Genomic DNA, 14,972 nt, shown 5'->3' on the forward strand with positions numbered 1-14,972 from the left:
GGACCTAGGACGCCCGGTGCTGCCCGGTGATGGCCAGCAGGTGGGCCACCAGCGGACTGCGGTCGTCGGCGCGCCAGGCGACGGCGGCGCGGGTGCGGGCGGTGCCGGGGTCGATCCGGCGGAAGGCCACGCCGCGCAGCCGGATCCGCCGGATGCTCGCCGGGGCCAGCGAGACGCCGAGGCCGGCCCCGACCAGGGCGCACACCGTCTGCCACTCCACCGCCTGCTGCCCGGTCCGCGGGGTGAAGCCCGCCCCGACGCACAGGCCGGTGATCCGGTCGTACAGCTGCGGCCCCTCCTCCCGGGGCAGCAGCACGAACGGCTCCTCCGCCAACTGCCCGAGCCGGACGGTCCGTTGGACCGCCAGCTGGTGGTGCGCCGGGAGCACGGCGACGAACGGCTCGCTGAGCACCGTCCGGAACCGCAGCTCCGGTTCGTCCGCCGGCGGTTCGCGGAGCAGGCCGACGTCGATGCCGCGCTCGCGCAGGGCGGCGAGCTGCGGCGCACTGGTCATCTCCCGTACGTCCAGCCGCACCCCGGGGTGGCGGTCCCGGAAGGTGCGCAGCAGCCCGGGCAGCACGGTCAGGGCGAGCGAGGCGGAGAACCCGATCCGCAGCCGACCCGCCTCGCCACCCCCGACCGCCCGGGCGGCGGCCAGCCCGTCCGCGAGGTCGGCCAGGGCCCGGCGGGCGGCGGGCAGCAGCTCGCGCCCGGCGGGGGTCAGGGCGACGCCGCCGGGCTCCCGCCGGAACAGCGGGTGGCCGACCTTCTCCTCCAGCCGGCGGATCTGCTGGCTCAGCGGCGGCTGGGCGATGCCGAGGCGGGCGGCGGCCCGGCCGAAGTGCAGTTCCCCGGCGAGCACGGCGAAGGCGTGCAGCTGCGGCAGGGGTAGTTCCGGGCGCTCCATACGCGTAGGGATATCAGATCGGCACCGAGCGAGTATTGGACGTATCCCCGCAGGCCACCTAGCGTTCGGCGCATGACGAACACGACGGATCGACGCGCCGTCCTCAGCGGCTCCACCTTCGAGGAGCAGATCGGCTACGCCCGCGCCGTGGTGGACGGCGACTGGGTGCACGTGTCCGGGACGACCGGGTTCGACTACGCCACCATGACCATCTCCGAGGACGTGGTGGAGCAGGCCGAGCAGTGCCTGCGCAACATCGGGGCCGCGCTGGCCGAGGCCGGCTCCGGCTTCGCCGACGTCGTACGGGTGCGCTACCTGCTGCCCGAGCGTACGGACTTCGAGCCCTGCTGGCCGGTGCTGCGCCGCTGCTTCGGCGAGGTCCGACCGGCCGCGACGATGCAGGTCTGCGGTCTGGCCGACCCTCGGATGCGGATCGAGATCGAGGTGACGGCCCGGCGGCGGAGCGCGTGAGATCCGGCTGATCCGCCGCCAGGCCCCCGCCCGTCCGCAGCCATTGCTATGGTTCTCCCCGCACGAGCGGCAGGGGGAGCGGACATGGCACGGAACGTGATCGACGTCAGGGTGAGCCGGCGGGTGCTGTGGATCGGCGGCGACGCGTACCCGCTGCAGCACATCGCCCGGGCACGGCAGTTGGTGTGGTGGCCGCCCAAGCGCTCGCGGACGGTCATCAGGTTCGTCCGACAGGTGCTGGGGCTGCTGTTCGCCGCCAGCTTCCTCAGCGCGCTCACCCACAACTCGACGGACAAGACGCAGGCGGCGGCCGTCCCGGCCGTCCTGCTGGTGGCGGGCTTCCTGTTCTTCCTCTACCGGTTCGTCACCCGGCTGCGGCAGAAGCCGCTCTACAAGCTGGTCATCGAGACCTCGAACGCCGCGACCACCGCCGTGGTGAGCCACAACCAGTGGCAGATCGGCAACCTGATCCAGATGATCATGGAGGCGATCGACAACCCCCAGGCGGAGTTCGCGCTCCAGGTGGAGAACCTCCACGTCGGCGACAAGATCACCCAGTACGGCGACCACAACACCGGAAAGCGGGTCGGACAGTGAGCAACTCCTTCCACTTCGGTGACTCCGTCACCCAGCACGGCGACCACAACATCGGCATCGTCAAGAACCAGGGCCCGGTCGACCCGCAGGCCGCCCTGCGCGAACTGGTCACCGCCGTAAGGCTGTTGCGCGACCAGGTGCCGGCCGAGGACCGCGAGGTGCTGGACGAGTCGCTGGAGGCCATCGGCGACGGCTCCGAGGCCTCGCCGTCCGCCCTGCGGCGGGCGCTGCGCAACATCTCGGGGGTGGCCTCGCTGGTCCGGGCGGGCGCGCCGGTGGTGGAGTCGGTGCGGCGGATCCTGGACTCGCTCAGCTCCTGATCTCCGCTCCCGATCTCCGCTCCCGATCTCCGCTCCTGATTTTTCGTACCGGGTCAGAAACCTGCCCCGGTCAATCCCGGCTGCTAGCCTGGCCGGCATGACAGGACTGCGGGAGCTCAAGAAGGAACGGACGCGACGGGCCATCTCCGAGGCGGCCATCGCGCTCTTCCTGCAGCACGGCTTCGACCAGGTCTCGGTGGCCGACGTCGCGGCCGCCGCCGAGGTCTCCAAGCCCACCCTGTTCAGCTACTTCGCCAGCAAGGAGGACCTGGTCGTCCACCGCTTCGCCGACCACCAGGAGCAGGCGGCGGACGTGGTCCGGGGCCGGGCCGACGGCGAGAGCGTCCTCGACGCCCTGCGCCGGGACTTCCTGGACGGCCTCGCCCGGCACGACCCGGTCACCGGCCTCAACGACCACCCCCAGGTGCTGGCCTTCACCGCGCTCGTCCACGGCACCCCGAGCCTGGCCGCCCGGGTCGGCTCCTACCTGGCCCGCGCCGAACAGTCCCTCGCCGAGGCGCTGCGCGAGGCCCCCGGCCTCGCGCAGCCCCGCGAACTCACCGCCCCGCTGCTCGCCGCCCAGGTCACCGCCACCCAGCGGGTCCTCGCCCTGCACAACTGGCACCTCATCCACAACGGCGGCCGCACCGCCGACGACCTCCACCCCGAGGCCGTCGCCGCCGCCGACCGCGCCTTCGACCTGCTCACCGGGGGCTACGGCCAGGGTTGACACCGCTGGATACAGTCCGGGCATGACAACGCGTCACGTCGAATTCGAGGACCTGCACAACTTCCGCGACCTGGGCGGCTACCCGGCCGCCGACGGCCGGACGGTCCGCTGGGGCCTGCTCCACCGCTCCGACTCGCTCGGCAAGCTCACCTCCCCCGCCGACCTGGACCGCCTCCGGAGCCTCGGCGTGCGGACCGTGATCGACCTGCGCTACGACTGGGAGATCGCCGCCAAGGGCCGGGTGCCCCACTTCGACGGCCTGGAGTACCACCACCTCTCGATCGAGCACCGCCCGTACGACCAGGCCTCGATCGACCCCGCGCTCGACCCCTGGCGCTACCTCGCCGACCGTTTCGCCGAGGTCGCCGAGGACGGCGTGCGGGAGATCCGCCGAGCCCTGGACGTGATCACCGACGCCGAGGCCCCGGTCGTCTTCCACTGCGCGTCCGGCAAGGACCGCACCGGCCTGATCGCCGCCCTGGTGCTCACCCTGCTCGGCGTCTCCGAGGACGACATCGCCGCCGACTTCGCCCTCACCGAGCGCGCCACCCCGCGGCTCATCGCCGACTGGCACGCCGCCCACCCCGGCCGCACCCTCGGCTGGCCCGGCTACGGCCGCGCCCCGGAGACCGTCATCCGCCTCACCCTCGCCGACCTCGCCGCCCGCCACGGCTCCGTCGAGGCCTACCTCACCGGCCCGGTCGGCTTCGCCCCCGACCGGATAGCCGCCCTGCGGTCACGGCTGCTCACATCCTGACCACCTGCGTCGAGGGCGATCCAACCGCCGGTCGACCGGCCGTCAACCTCGTGCACGCCTCCGCCCCTGCGCCTCCCCGGCCTCGCTGGCCTCGCTGGCCTCCCCGGCCTCCCCGGCCTCCCGCCGCGCGGATCGCCGCGGTCGTCCCCGAGGACCCGCTCCACCGCGGGCCCTGATCCCGCAGCGGCGCGGGCCCTGGGGCGTGTCTGACACGCCCTAGCGGCGACGCGGCTTGCCGGGGCGGCTGCCGCCCCTGCGCGCGGGCTTGCGGTCGGCGGACGCCGGGGCCGGGGCGGTGTCGGGCCAGTGGGTGGGGCGGGTGAGGGCCGCCGGGAGGCGGGTGGTGGCGTCGCCGCGGGCGGCGTCGAGCTGGGCCTGGGTGAGGAAGAGGGCGGTGGTGAGGTCGGCGCCGGCCAGATGGGCGTCGCGGAGATCGGCGCCGATGAGGTCGGCGAGGCGCAGGTCGGCGCCGGAGAGGTCGGCGGCGACCAGGAGGGCGCCGCGCAGGTTGGCACCCTGGAGGTCGGCGCCGCGCAGGCGGGCGCCGAAGAGGTCGGCGCCGCGGTGTTCGCGGCGGCGGGGGACGGAGACGCGGACGAGTTCGCTGGCCCGCAGCAGGAGGTCGCTGATCCGCCCGCGGTGGGCCGGGACGTCGACGGCGAGGATCTCCTCGGGGGTCCCGCCGGCGAGGCGGTCGGTCTCTTCGAGGGCCTGCCGCAGTTCGGGGTGAACGGGCCGGGCGGCGGCGAAGGTGAGCGCCTCGGTGAGGTACCGGAGCAGTTCGTGGAGCTGCCGGACGACCGGGAAGACGTCGAACATCGGCTTGGCGCTCGCGGGCTCCTCGCGCCAGCTGACCCCGCCGAAGGTGACCTGGGAGACCCGCTGTCCGGCGCCGAAGCAGTCGTAGACGGTGCAGCCCTGGAAGCCGCTGTCGCGGAGCCGGGCGTGGATGCCGCAGCTGAAGTCCGTCCGCAGGTTGCGGCAGGGGGTGCCGGCGGCCTTGTCGATGGCGAAGTCGGCGCCGGCGGCGAACGGCAGGGCCGCGCAGCAGAGTCCGAAGCAGCTGCCGCAGTCGGCCTGGAGCGGGTTCGGCGCGGCCGCCGTGGGGTCCTGCGGCGACTCGGTCTCACTCACGGTCCGGGGTCCTTCCAGCGGCTGGACGCCGGTGGAGTCCGGCGCGTCGAACCCGTCAAGATTACTGGGCAGGCCACCCCCCACGCAGGTAAGGTGTAAGTGCCCAGAGAGACCCTTACATGCGGAGGAATCGCGCCATGCCGCAGTCGAACATCACCGAGCTGGTCCGGATGTGGATCAGCGGCTGGACCGTCTCCCGGGGCGCCGCCGACCCGGTGGAGCAGCCCTGGGGCTGGACCATCGACGTCGGCGCGCCGACCAGGGAGGTCGGGCGGCACGTGCTGCCCGAGCCGACCGAGGCGGAGGTCCGCAAGCTCGCCGAGGCGACCACCGCGCCGACCACCTGGCTGAAGCTGTTCGCCGAGGACTCGACCGTCCGGCCCTGGCTCGGCCCGCAGTGGCGGCTGGACCCGCCGGGCTTCCTGATGACCGCCCCGCTCACCCCCGAGCGGCCGGCCGTCCCGGCCGGCTACACCCTGACCCACTGGGAGCGGGGCGGGATCCTCCGGGTGCTGCTGCGCACCGAGGAGGGGCACCTCGCCGCCCGCGGCCAGACGGGCCTGGCCGGCGCGGTGGCCGTGCCGGACCAGATCGTCACCGCCCCCGAGCACCGCCGCCGGGGCCTGGGCTCGGTGGTGATGGGGGCCCTGCGGTCCGGCGCGTACGAGGCGGGCGCCCGCACCGGCGTGCTGGTCGGCACGGTGGACGGCCAGGCGCTCTACACGGCTCTCGGCTGGACCACCCGCGCCCCGATGGCGAGCCTGGTGCTGGAGCCCTGACGAGCGGCCCCGCCGACGGGCCCCGGGCAGGGCCCAGCCAGGCCCTGCCCGGCCGATCCTGCCGGGCCCGCCCTAGCGGTACGGCAGCAGCTCCGGCCGCTTCGGCGGGCGGCCGTCGCCGGAGGAGCGGCCGGTGAGGCGGCGGCCGATCCACGGGCCGAGGTGGGTGCCCAGCCAGCGGGCGTCGGAGCGCAGCTTCTCGGCGCGGCCGGGCGGGGCGGCGGCGGGCAGCGGGGCGCGCCAGTCGAAGGCGGCGGGGCGGCCGAGGGCTTCCAGGACGCCTTCGGCGACCCGGCGGTGGCCCTCGGGCGAGAGGTGCAGGCGGTCCTCGGCCCAGAGCCGGCGGTCGTCGAAGCACGGTGCGGAGAACAGGTCGACGACGGCGATGCCGTCCTGCCGCCCGAGCTCCTGGACGAAGGCCTTCATCCGCCGGATGGCGGGCAGCAGCCGGGCGCTGCCCGCCATCCGGCGGGTGGGGTCGGTGCTGGTGAACAGGACGACGCTGGCGCCGCCGGCGCGCAGTTCCTCGACGCAGCGGCCGAGCAGCCGCTCGACCCGGTCGATGTCGCAGCCGGGGCGCAGCACGTCGTTGAGGCCGCCGGCCAGGGTGACGAGTTCGGCGCCCATCCCGACCGCGGTGGCGAGCTGCTCGTCGTGGATCTGGCCGATCAGCTTGCCGCGGACGGCGAGGTTGGCGTACCGGAAGTCCTCGGTCTGGCCGGCGAGCGCGGTGGCGACCCGGTCGGCCCAGCCCCGGTAGTGGCCGTCGGGACGGAGGTCGTCGCACATGCCCTCGGTGAAGGAGTCCCCGATGGCGACGTAGCTGGTGTAGCTGCGGCTGGTGGTGGGCACGGGCGGCCTCCGCTCTCCTCTACTGGCTCCGGTGGCTCCGGCGAAGCGATCCGACGATCGTACGCGTGCACTTGCCAACCAGTTCCGCGGGGGCCCGGCCCGCTCATTCGGCGTCCAGTGCGCGTTTATCGCCCCGGGCCATCCTGGGTCCACGGGGCGGCGGCCGGCGACGGGGGCCTTGCCGCCGCCCCCTCATCCGGCCCGTGGCCGCCGCCCCCTCACCGCACCGGCTGGGCGTTCACCCCGCGACGGTCGCCACCGTCGCCGCCGGAACCGCCGGAGCAGTCGTCGCCGTCGGAACCGTCGCCGTCGCCGTCGCCGTGAACCAGTGCTCGCGCACCGCGTCGGTGGGCCGCTGTTCGCCGAGGGCGCCGAGCCCCCACTCCCCCAGGGCCTCGATCACCGGCCGCAGTCCGCGGCCGCGCTCGGTCAGCTCGTACACCGTGGCGTTGGCCGGCCGCTCCAGCTTGCGGCGCACAGCGAGTCCTTCGCCCTCCAGCTGCTTGAGCCGGGCGGCGAGGATGTCGGTGGAGACGCCGGGCAGGTCGGCGTGCAGGTCGGTGTAGCGGCGGGGGCCGCGCAGGAGTTCACGGACGATCAGGAGGCTCCAGCGCTCCCCCACCGCGTCCAGGGCGCGGGCGACGGCGCAGTACTGGTCGTAGCTTCGGCGTGACATGTGGATCAGCATAGCCAAAAGGTTGGACTTTCCAAGTGCCAACTTGGTAGAACAAAGCTGAAGCAACGGAGCGGTGGTGACGGTCGGGAGGCCGCAGATGGAGTTTCGCCAGTCCAGCAAGCTGAATGACGTGTGCTACGAGATCCGGGGCCCGGTGGTGGACCAGGCAAACGCCCTGGAGGAGGCCGGGCACAGCGTGCTGCGGCTGAACACCGGCAACCCGGCCCCGTTCGGCTTCGAGGCGCCCGAGGAGATCATCCAGGACATCATCCGCAACCTGCCCTCGGCGCACGGTTACAGCGACTCGCGCGGCATCCTGCCGGCCCGCCGCGCGGTGGTGCAGTACTACCAGCAGCGCGGGGTCCAGGGCGTCGGCGTCAACGACGTCTACCTCGGCAACGGCGTCTCCGAGCTGATCCAGATGGCGATCACCGCGCTGGTCGACGACGGCGACGAGGTGCTCGTCCCGATGCCGGACTACCCGCTGTGGACGGCCTCCGTCCGGCTGGCCGGCGGCAAGGCCGTGCACTACCTGTGCGACGAGCAGGCCGAGTGGTACCCGGACCTCGACGACATCGCCGCCAAGATCACCGCCCGCACCAAGGCGATCGTCGTCATCAACCCCAACAACCCCACCGGCGCGGTCTACCCGAAGGAGCTGCTGGAGGGCATCCTCGACCTGGCCCGCCGCCACCAGCTGATGGTGCTGGCCGACGAGATCTACGACAAGATCCTCTACGACGGCACCGAGCACCACTGCCTGGCCGCGCTCGCCGACGACGTGCTCACCCTCACCTTCAACGGCCTCTCCAAGGCCTACCGGGTGGCCGGATTCCGCAGCGGTTGGCTGGTCGTCTCCGGCCCCAAGCAGCACGCCACCGACTACCTGGAGGGCCTGACCATGCTCTCCGGCATGCGGCTGTGCCCCAACGTGCCCGCGCAGTACGCCGTCCAGGCCGCGCTCGGCGGCCACCAGTCCATCAACGACCTCGTCCTGCCCAGCGGCCGGCTCACCGAGCAGCGCGACATCGCGATCAAGGCGCTCAACGAGATCCCCGGCGTCAGCTGCGTCAAGCCCAAGGGCGCCCTGTACGCCTTCGCCCGGCTGGACCCGGCGGTGCACCGGATCGTCGACGACGAGCGGTTCGTGCTGGACCTGCTGCTGCGCGAGAAGATCCACGTCGTCCAGGGCACCGGCTTCAACTGGCCCCGCCCGGACCACTTCCGCTTCGTCACCCTGCCGCGCGCCGACGACCTGGAGACGGCGATCAACCGGATCGGGCGCTTCCTGGCGACGTACAAGCAGGTCTGAGCGCCTACGATCCACCGTCATGACCACCCTGCGCTCCATCGCCCTGTTCGCCGTCGCCGCGCTCGCCGAGATCGGCGGCTGCTGGCTGGTCTGGCAGAGCGTGCGCGAGCAACGGCCGTGGTGGCTGGCCGGGTTGGGCGTGGTGGCGCTGGGCGCGTACGGCTTCGTCGCAGCGCTCCAGCCGGACGCGGACTTCGGCCGGGTGCTGGCCGCCTACGGCGGGGTGTTCGTGGCCGGCTCGCTGTTCTGGGGCGTGGTCGTGGACGGCTTCCGGCCGACCCGCTTCGACGTGCTGGGCGCGCTGGTCTGCCTGGCCGGGGTCGGCGTGATCATGTACGGGCCCCGGCGCTGAACCTCCAGCGCCGGGGCACCGTCACGAGCGCGGGGACCTACCAGCCCCAGCCGCCGCCCTGGCCGTCCTCGTCGCTGTTGGAGTCCCAGCCCTCGCCGACCGTGCGCAGGATCGTGTAGTTGTCGATCCGGGTGCCGTTCTCGGCCAGCGCGGTGACCTTCATGACCGACTTCCGGCCCAGGTGGGCCGGGGTGACGTCGACCTTGAGGAAGGAGTAGCCGGTGTAGCGCACCCGCGACCACTGGATGGTCTCGGGGGTCTTCACCCGGCCCTTGCTCCAGTAGTAGGTCTGGACCTCGTCCTGGTGGTTCTCGTGCCCCTCGTAGGTGTCCGGCACGTCGAACTTGTACAGGCTGCGGCCGGCCGCGCCCGCGGTCACGTAGACCACGCCGTCCTTGGCCGGCTCAATGGTGGCGCCGCTCGGCACCTGCTTCGAGACCTTGTTGCCGAGGATGGCGTCGGTGCGCTCGTAGATGTGGTTGTGGCCGTTGATGACCAGGTCCACCCGGTACTTCTCGAACAGCGGCACCCAGGCCTCGCGGACGCCGCCCTCGGAGGCGTGGGCGACGGTGGTGGAGAAGGCGCAGTGGTGGAAGAAGACCACGACGAAGTCGACGGTCTCGTCATTGCGCAGGTCCTTGAGGGTGCGCTCCAGCCACTTGGTCTGCCTGTTCGCCGAGAGGCCCAGGTTGGCCGGGATCTCGTAGGAGACGTCGTTGGCGTCCAGCGAGATGACGCCGACGTTCTTGTAGCGGAAGGTGTAGACGCCGGGGACCGTGCGCGGGTCCGGACCGTTGTCCGGCAGGAAGAAGCGGGCGTTCTCTCCGCCGTAGCCGTTGGGCGAGTACCAGGCCTCGATGTCGTGGTTGCCGTACGCGACCATCCACGGGATGTCGGCGGCGACGGTCTCGGTCTGGACCAGGAAGTCGTCCCAGGTCTTCGCGTTGAAGACGGACTTGTCCGGGTCGGTGCCGGAGCCGGCCGGGTCGGCGTAGCAGATGTCTCCGGCGTGCAGGTGGAAGGCCGGCTTCTGGGCCTTGATGATGTTGTCGTTGCCGGCCGCGTGGGCACTGACGCCCTGGTCGCCGAAGGCGGTGAAGGTGAACGGCTCGTACACCTTGCCCCAGCGGTGGTCCCGGGAGGGCGCGGTGCGGAAGGTGTGCAGGGTGGAGATCTGCTGCTGCGAGGCGGGGTCGAAGCCGTCGTGGCCGACGCCGTAGTAGTAGGTGGTGTCGGGCTGGAGGTCCTCCAGCGCCACGTGCAGGTAGTACTGGTCCACCGGCTGGCCGCTCGGGGTCAGCGCCGGGGTGTGCAGCGCGCGGACCTCGGCCTGGATCTTGTGGCCCAGCTCCCACGGGGTCTTGCCGAAGCGCAGGAACGGCTTCCTGACCGGCGCCGGGACCTGCCAGGAGACGCGGAACTGGGTGTCCGGTTCGGGGCCGAACTGGAGGTGGCGCCCGGTCGGCGCGACCAGGGATCCGTCGATGCCGGCCGTCGTGGCACCGGTCAGCAGCTGGGGCCCCGCCGGGGCGGCGAAGGCCGGTGCACTGCCCAGTGCACCGGCGACGGCGACGGCACCCACGGTCACCGCGCCGGCGCGCAGCATGCGGCGGCGGGAGAAACGGGCCCGCAGGTACTCGTGCTGCTCGGCCATGCTCATGCGGTCGGCAAGCGTGGCCGGCACGCCCATGTTGGGGATATCCATGCGCGGGACTCTGTCAGCGGTGCGTTGACCACGCGCGGACTTCCGGTGAACGGGCCTCAGCGCGCCCCCCAATCGAACACCAATGTTCGACCATGAACAGGCAAAGAGCATGTCCACATCGAAGTGATGCCGGATCATGCCCCGGGCCCGCGGCGCGGGCCGGACGGGAGAACAGGTCGGGCGGAGCGGGCGTCAGGCGGAGGGTTCGTCCCAGAGGTTCGCCGACCGGTTGCCGGTGCCGTCACAGGTACGGCAGATCTCGTCCCGGTAGGCCTGCTTGGCGCCGGTCGCGTCCACCCGGTAGCGGACGTACACCCCGGTGCCGTCGCAGAGGAAGCAGTTGCCGCCCCCGCCGCCCACCTCGGTGGTGCCGGTGCCCTGGCAGGTACGGCAGTTGAGGCCGGCGGTCCGGCCGGTGCCCGCGCAGATGCGGCAGACCGTCGTCATCGTCTTCCTCCCTTTGCGCGGAACCGCTCGATGCCACCGGTCATGGTAGTGGCCACGCCCCGACACCGTCCCGGGGCGTGGATCTGACGAACCGTCAGCATCATCCGGGGCGTCCGGTCATTCCGGCAGGCCCTCGCGGACCCGGCGGGAGACCGAGATCAGCTGGAGGTCGAGCAGCCCGGGCGGATCGGCCAGGCCGGGCCCGCCCGCCCGCACCCAGGCGGCTATGTCGTCGATCATCTCGTCCATCAGCACGAAGCCGAGCCAGACCGGACGGCCACCCGCCGCCCGCCCCTCGCTGGACGGGCCGACCACCACCACGTTGGACTGGGAGCAGACGTCCAGGCACTTGACCGCACGGACCCGGCCCGCCGGGCCGACCGCCGTCCGCAGCCGTTCGTACTGCCCCGCGTGGTCCACCCCCGGGTGCTTCGCCTCGGTGCCGCAGCAACAGCCCCGGCAGACGGTGACGGTCACCGGGGAGCCGGCACCCCGCTTGCCCTCGCGGTCACGGTCGCGGTCGCGGTCGCGGTCTCGGCGGCTCATCCGCTCTGATCCCCCTCCTGGTCGGCGGGCCCGGTCGACGGCACGCTCTGCACCGGAACTGTACCTGTCAGGCCGCAGGGCCCCGAGGCCAGCCCGAGCGCCCGAGCCGCCTGAAATAGGATCCGGCGGAGGAACGGTCGGGGAAAGACGAAAGAGGAACGGGCGGATGCCGAAGCAGAGGGCCCGGGGCCTGTGGTTCGCGGTGGCCGTGGCGGTGTTCGGCCTGCTGTGCGGGGCGCTCGGACTCTCGGTGGTGCTCACCGGCGGCTACTCGGTCCACCGCATGGACGGCACCGCGATGGCACCGGACCTCCGGCCGGGCGACCGGATGCTCGCCGACCGGGTCGCGGCCGCGGACGTGCGACGCGGCGGGATCCACATCGTCGACTCCCCGTGGGGCCTGCCCGGCTCCCCCGTGTTCCGGGTGATGGCCCTCGGTGGCCAGCGGATCGCCTGCACCGGCGGACAGCTCAGCCTCGACGGGTCGCCGCTGGACGAGCCGGCCGATCGCCGGGCCGGCACCTGCGCCCACGACTTCGACGTCACCGTCCCGCCCGGGCGGGCCTTCCTGATGGGCGATCACCGCGACACCGCGGTCGACTCCCGGCAGCACGTGGACGACGCCCGGCAGGGCACGGTCGACCTCGCCCTGCTGACCGGGAACCGGGTGGTCTGGCACTCCGGCAGCGGCTCCCCCGCCCTGCCCGGCAAGCTGATCGGCGCGGCGTTCCTGATGGTCCTGGGGGCGCTGGTCACCGTGACCGGCCTGCTCGCCGCGGTGGTGCTCGTCTCCTTCGCCGCCGCCCGGCGGCGGCCCGCGGCCGATCCCGCCGACTGAACCGAATTCCACTCCCGTACGTATCGCCCGCGCGTATCGCCGCGCGTACCGCCATTGAATCGACGCCAATTCCGAAACGCGGTGGAGCGGAATTCGAAATGGCACCCGGTGCCATCTGACGGGATTTCCGGAAATCCCGTCGAAACCATGGACGACGGCGAAACCTGGCAGTAACTTACCTGCGAGTAGCTGTGGCCCGGCTCGGCATGACCCCCACCCGTCGTTTCTCTCCCCCAGGAGGAACCGTGCTCCGCCCTGCCCGGAATTCCCGGCGACTCCGCAATTCCGGCGTTCTCGCCGCCGTCGCCGTGGGCGCCGCCCTCGCGCTCACCTCCACCACCGCCCAGGCGGCCACCCCGGCCCCGAAGCACTACGTGGCCCTCGGCGACTCCTACGCCGCCGGCGCCGGCGTACTCAGCCCGTCGGCCGGTCTGTGCCTGCGCTCCGACCACAATTACGGCCACCTGGTCGCCGCCTCGCTCGGGGCCGGCGGCTACACCGACGTCACCTGCGCCGCCGCCAAGGTCAAGGCCATGACGCAGCCGCAGTACGACGCCTTCATCCGGGTCAACGACCCCCAGCTGGACGCGGTGACCGCCGACACCGACCTGGTCACCCTCGGGATCGGCGGCAACGACCTCGCGACCAGCGACCTCGGCCTCGGCGAACTGGTCGCCACCTGCATCGCCGGCGCCGTCGTCAACCCGCTCGGCACCCCCTGCAAGGACGTCTACCACCACGGCTACTGGGACTGGCGCACGATGTCCTGGCAGTACGGCAACGACGACCTGGCCGAGCGGATCAACACCACCATCGCCCCGCAGATCGCCACCACCCTGCGGCAGATCCACGCCAAGGCGCCCAAGGCCAAGGTGCTGCTGGTCGGTTACCCGTCCGTGCTGCCCGCCGACGGCAACGCCTGCGTCCTGCGCCAGCCGGTGACACCGGGCGACGTCGAGTACATGCACGGCGTGCTCGACGAGCTGAACGCCGCCCTCAAGTCCACCGCGGCTGCCAACGGCGCCACCTACGTGGACACCGCGACGCCGACCCGCGGGCACGACGTCTGCTCGGACGACCGCTGGATCGAGGGCGCACTGCCCGGCTCGCCCGCCGTGCCGTTCCACCCCAACGCGACCGGCGAGAAGGTGATGGCGGACGCGGTGCTCGCCGCACTCGGGTGACTGACCGCCGCACGTGAGTCGTAGGTGACTCCGGAAAGCCCCGATGGGCCGGTGACCAGACCCCGGTCACCGGCCCATCGGTTCCTCCTCGGGCGCGCCGTTCCGACTCGGCGGTGCCGTTCCGACTCGGCGGTGCTATTCCGACTCGGCGGCGGAACCGGCCGCCAGCCCCGCCGACCACTTCTCCTCGACCCGGCCGAACTTCCAGAACGCGATCGCCCCGGCCCAGGTCAGCACGAACAGTCCGACGATCGCGTAGCCGACGAAGTTGAGGTCCAGGCCGCCGACCCAGGCGATCGGCCCGCTGGTGATGTCCAGCTTCTCGCCGAGCAGGCCGATCAGTTCGACCAGGCCGATGACCAGTGCCACCAGCACCGACAGGCCGGTGACGGTCAGGTTGTAGTAGATCTTGCGGACCGGCTTGGAGAACGCCCACTCGTAGGCGAAGTTCATGAACGAGCCGTCGATGGTGTCCAGCAGGCTCATCCCGGCCGCGAACAGGATCGGCAGCGTCAGCAGCGCGTACCAGGGCAGCGAGAAGGCCGCCGCGCCGCCCGCCAGCACCAGCAGGGACACCTCGGTGGCGGTGTCGAAGCCCAGGCCGAACAGCAGGCCCACCGGGTACATGTGCCACGGCTTGGTGACCGCCCGGGTCACCTTGCCGAGGATCCGGTTCATCAACCCGCGCCGCTCCAACTGGCGCTCCAGCTCGGCCTCGTCGTACTCGCCCAGGCGCATCCGGCGGAACACCTTGAGGATGCCGTTGAAGGCGCCCAGGTTGATCAGGCCGAGCAGCAGCAGGAACGAACCCGAGACGGCCGTGCCGATCAGGCCGGTCAGCTTGTGCAGGGTCGAGTCGTCCGCCTGGACCTGGTCGGCCAGCGTGCGGATGCCGAAGGCCAGCAGCGCGCAGAGGCCGAAGACGATCGAGGAGTGCCCGAGCGAGAACCAGAAGCCGACCGACAGCGGCCGCTTGCCCTGGCCCATCAGCTTGCGGGTGGTGTTGTCGATCGCCGCGATGTGGTCCGCGTCGAAGGCGTGCCGCATGCCGAGGGTGTAGGCGGTCAGGCCCATGCCCGCGCCGAAGACCTGGCCGCCGACGTCGTAGTGCTCGGGCGCGACCAGCGCGAGCAGCGTGAACCAGCCGATGACGTGCAGCGCGAGGATGAAGCCGCCCATCCCGGCCAGCCGGATCCACTCCTCGCGGGTGAGCCGGTCGCGCCATCGGACGGCTGCGGCGCCTGCCGGGGCACCTGTGGCGGCGCTGGGCATCGTGTGGTCCTTTCGGGTGGGTCGGGTTCGGTGGTCCGGGCGGAGCTGGGCCATCTTTCCCCCCTCGGGCAAGCAGTTGCAAGTCATGTGCAA

At 72.3% G+C, this 14,972-nt stretch carries 17 protein-coding genes and 1 pseudogene; 10 read left to right on the top strand and 8 right to left on the bottom strand.

Annotation, left to right across the window (positions count from 1 at the left end):
* Window positions 1-4: 4 nt before the first annotated feature.
* Window positions 5-907: a LysR family transcriptional regulator gene (locus ACFWIS_RS28915; protein WP_380459540.1), complete on the bottom strand. Its 903-nt coding sequence runs from the start codon at window positions 905-907 to the stop codon at window positions 5-7.
* Between the two features lie 72 nt (window positions 908-979).
* Here ACFWIS_RS28915 and ACFWIS_RS28920 point away from each other — a divergent pair, with 72 nt between their 5' ends.
* From ACFWIS_RS28920 to ACFWIS_RS28940, 5 genes are all read left to right on the top strand, one after another.
* A complete protein-coding gene (locus ACFWIS_RS28920) occupies window positions 980-1,378 on the top strand; it encodes a RidA family protein (RefSeq protein ID WP_380459542.1) in 399 nt (132 codons plus the stop codon).
* Between the two features lie 84 nt (window positions 1,379-1,462).
* Window positions 1,463-1,975 carry a DUF6232 family protein gene (locus ACFWIS_RS28925; RefSeq protein WP_380459544.1) on the top strand — a complete coding sequence of 171 codons (513 nt, stop codon included), beginning with the start codon at window positions 1,463-1,465 and terminating at the stop codon, window positions 1,973-1,975.
* Window positions 1,972-2,295 carry a hypothetical protein gene (locus ACFWIS_RS28930; RefSeq protein WP_380459546.1) on the top strand — a complete coding sequence of 108 codons (324 nt, stop codon included), beginning with the start codon at window positions 1,972-1,974 and terminating at the stop codon, window positions 2,293-2,295. Before ACFWIS_RS28925 ends, ACFWIS_RS28930 begins: the two co-directional genes overlap by 4 nt.
* Window positions 2,296-2,392: 97 nt before the next feature.
* Complete coding sequence (locus ACFWIS_RS28935) at window positions 2,393-3,025, top strand: TetR/AcrR family transcriptional regulator (protein WP_380459548.1); 633 nt, start codon at window positions 2,393-2,395, stop codon at window positions 3,023-3,025.
* 22 nt (window positions 3,026-3,047) lie between these two features.
* Complete coding sequence (locus tag ACFWIS_RS28940; protein WP_380459550.1) at window positions 3,048-3,782, top strand: tyrosine-protein phosphatase; 735 nt, start codon at window positions 3,048-3,050, stop codon at window positions 3,780-3,782.
* Window positions 3,783-3,998: 216 nt separating this feature from the next.
* Here ACFWIS_RS28940 and ACFWIS_RS28945 read toward each other — a convergent pair whose 3' ends face one another.
* Window positions 3,999-4,916, bottom strand: coding sequence for a pentapeptide repeat-containing protein (locus ACFWIS_RS28945; RefSeq protein WP_380459552.1), 918 nt, complete (start codon window positions 4,914-4,916; stop codon window positions 3,999-4,001).
* Between the two features lie 137 nt (window positions 4,917-5,053).
* Here ACFWIS_RS28945 and ACFWIS_RS28950 point away from each other — a divergent pair, with 137 nt between their 5' ends.
* Window positions 5,054-5,695 (top strand): GNAT family N-acetyltransferase, encoded by a 642-nt coding sequence (locus tag ACFWIS_RS28950; protein WP_380459554.1) that lies wholly within the window; start codon window positions 5,054-5,056, stop codon window positions 5,693-5,695.
* A gap of 72 nt (window positions 5,696-5,767) precedes the next feature.
* Here the strand turns inward: ACFWIS_RS28950 and ACFWIS_RS28955 are convergent, their stop codons facing one another.
* A complete protein-coding gene (locus ACFWIS_RS28955) occupies window positions 5,768-6,547 on the bottom strand; it encodes an SGNH/GDSL hydrolase family protein (protein ID WP_380459556.1) in 780 nt (259 codons plus the stop codon).
* A 322-nt stretch (window positions 6,548-6,869) separates the two neighbouring features.
* Window positions 6,870-7,223 (bottom strand): annotated as a pseudogene (locus tag ACFWIS_RS28960) (winged helix-turn-helix transcriptional regulator); the annotation flags it as partial.
* A gap of 97 nt (window positions 7,224-7,320) precedes the next feature.
* On the opposite strand from ACFWIS_RS28960, the gene ACFWIS_RS28965 reads away from it, so the two are divergent.
* Both ACFWIS_RS28965 and ACFWIS_RS28970 read left to right on the top strand, forming a co-directional pair.
* Window positions 7,321-8,535: a pyridoxal phosphate-dependent aminotransferase gene (locus ACFWIS_RS28965; RefSeq protein WP_380459558.1), complete on the top strand. Its 1,215-nt coding sequence runs from the start codon at window positions 7,321-7,323 to the stop codon at window positions 8,533-8,535.
* A gap of 19 nt (window positions 8,536-8,554) precedes the next feature.
* Window positions 8,555-8,887, top strand: coding sequence for a YnfA family protein (locus ACFWIS_RS28970; RefSeq protein WP_380459560.1), 333 nt, complete (start codon window positions 8,555-8,557; stop codon window positions 8,885-8,887).
* A 37-nt stretch (window positions 8,888-8,924) separates the two neighbouring features.
* On the opposite strand, the gene ACFWIS_RS28975 is transcribed toward ACFWIS_RS28970, so the two are convergent.
* The 3 genes from ACFWIS_RS28975 to ACFWIS_RS28985 form a co-directional block, all read right to left on the bottom strand.
* Window positions 8,925-10,592, bottom strand: a complete 1,668-nt coding sequence (locus ACFWIS_RS28975) for a purple acid phosphatase family protein (protein WP_380459562.1) — start codon at window positions 10,590-10,592, stop codon at window positions 8,925-8,927.
* A gap of 192 nt (window positions 10,593-10,784) precedes the next feature.
* Window positions 10,785-11,039, bottom strand: coding sequence for a hypothetical protein (locus ACFWIS_RS28980; protein WP_270148018.1), 255 nt, complete (start codon window positions 11,037-11,039; stop codon window positions 10,785-10,787).
* A gap of 117 nt (window positions 11,040-11,156) precedes the next feature.
* Window positions 11,157-11,585 carry a (2Fe-2S) ferredoxin domain-containing protein gene (locus tag ACFWIS_RS28985; protein WP_380459565.1) on the bottom strand — a complete coding sequence of 143 codons (429 nt, stop codon included), beginning with the start codon at window positions 11,583-11,585 and terminating at the stop codon, window positions 11,157-11,159.
* 166 nt (window positions 11,586-11,751) lie between these two features.
* Between ACFWIS_RS28985 and lepB the strand changes: the two genes are divergently transcribed.
* Entirely contained in the window at window positions 11,752-12,423 is a 672-nt protein-coding gene (gene lepB, locus ACFWIS_RS28990; protein WP_380459566.1) for a signal peptidase I, read from the top strand.
* Window positions 12,424-12,668: 245 nt separating this feature from the next.
* Entirely contained in the window at window positions 12,669-13,607 is a 939-nt protein-coding gene (locus ACFWIS_RS28995) for an SGNH/GDSL hydrolase family protein (RefSeq protein WP_380459568.1), read from the top strand.
* A 135-nt stretch (window positions 13,608-13,742) separates the two neighbouring features.
* Here the strand turns inward: ACFWIS_RS28995 and ACFWIS_RS29000 are convergent, their stop codons facing one another.
* On the bottom strand, window positions 13,743-14,879 hold the full coding sequence (locus tag ACFWIS_RS29000) for a HoxN/HupN/NixA family nickel/cobalt transporter (protein WP_380459570.1): 1,137 nt from the start codon (window positions 14,877-14,879) through the stop codon (window positions 13,743-13,745).
* Window positions 14,880-14,972: the final 93 nt, after the last annotated feature.

The sequence above is a fragment of the Kitasatospora sp. NPDC127060 genome (assembly GCF_042724935.1).
Classification (GTDB): Bacteria; Actinomycetota; Actinomycetes; order Streptomycetales; family Streptomycetaceae; genus Kitasatospora.

What these genes read in the sequence shown, in the direction of transcription:
- ACFWIS_RS28915 (WP_380459540.1), bottom strand. Translation starts at nt 907, where the DNA reads ATGGAGCGCCCGGAACTACCCCTGCCGCAGCTGCACGCCTTCGCCGTG.
- ACFWIS_RS28920 (WP_380459542.1), top strand. Translation starts at nt 980, where the DNA reads ATGACGAACACGACGGATCGACGCGCCGTCCTCAGCGGCTCCACCTTC.
- ACFWIS_RS28925 (WP_380459544.1), top strand. Translation starts at nt 1,463, where the DNA reads ATGGCACGGAACGTGATCGACGTCAGGGTGAGCCGGCGGGTGCTGTGG.
- ACFWIS_RS28935 (WP_380459548.1), top strand. Translation starts at nt 2,393, where the DNA reads ATGACAGGACTGCGGGAGCTCAAGAAGGAACGGACGCGACGGGCCATC.
- ACFWIS_RS28940 (WP_380459550.1), top strand. Translation starts at nt 3,048, where the DNA reads ATGACAACGCGTCACGTCGAATTCGAGGACCTGCACAACTTCCGCGAC.
- ACFWIS_RS28950 (WP_380459554.1), top strand. Translation starts at nt 5,054, where the DNA reads ATGCCGCAGTCGAACATCACCGAGCTGGTCCGGATGTGGATCAGCGGC.
- ACFWIS_RS28965 (WP_380459558.1), top strand. Translation starts at nt 7,321, where the DNA reads ATGGAGTTTCGCCAGTCCAGCAAGCTGAATGACGTGTGCTACGAGATC.
- ACFWIS_RS28970 (WP_380459560.1), top strand. Translation starts at nt 8,555, where the DNA reads ATGACCACCCTGCGCTCCATCGCCCTGTTCGCCGTCGCCGCGCTCGCC.
- ACFWIS_RS28975 (WP_380459562.1), bottom strand. Translation starts at nt 10,592, where the DNA reads ATGGATATCCCCAACATGGGCGTGCCGGCCACGCTTGCCGACCGCATG.
- ACFWIS_RS28980 (WP_270148018.1), bottom strand. Translation starts at nt 11,039, where the DNA reads ATGACGACGGTCTGCCGCATCTGCGCGGGCACCGGCCGGACCGCCGGC.
- ACFWIS_RS28985 (WP_380459565.1), bottom strand. Translation starts at nt 11,585, where the DNA reads ATGAGCCGCCGAGACCGCGACCGCGACCGCGACCGTGACCGCGAGGGC.
- lepB (WP_380459566.1), top strand. Translation starts at nt 11,752, where the DNA reads ATGCCGAAGCAGAGGGCCCGGGGCCTGTGGTTCGCGGTGGCCGTGGCG.
- ACFWIS_RS29000 (WP_380459570.1), bottom strand. Translation starts at nt 14,879, where the DNA reads ATGCCCAGCGCCGCCACAGGTGCCCCGGCAGGCGCCGCAGCCGTCCGA.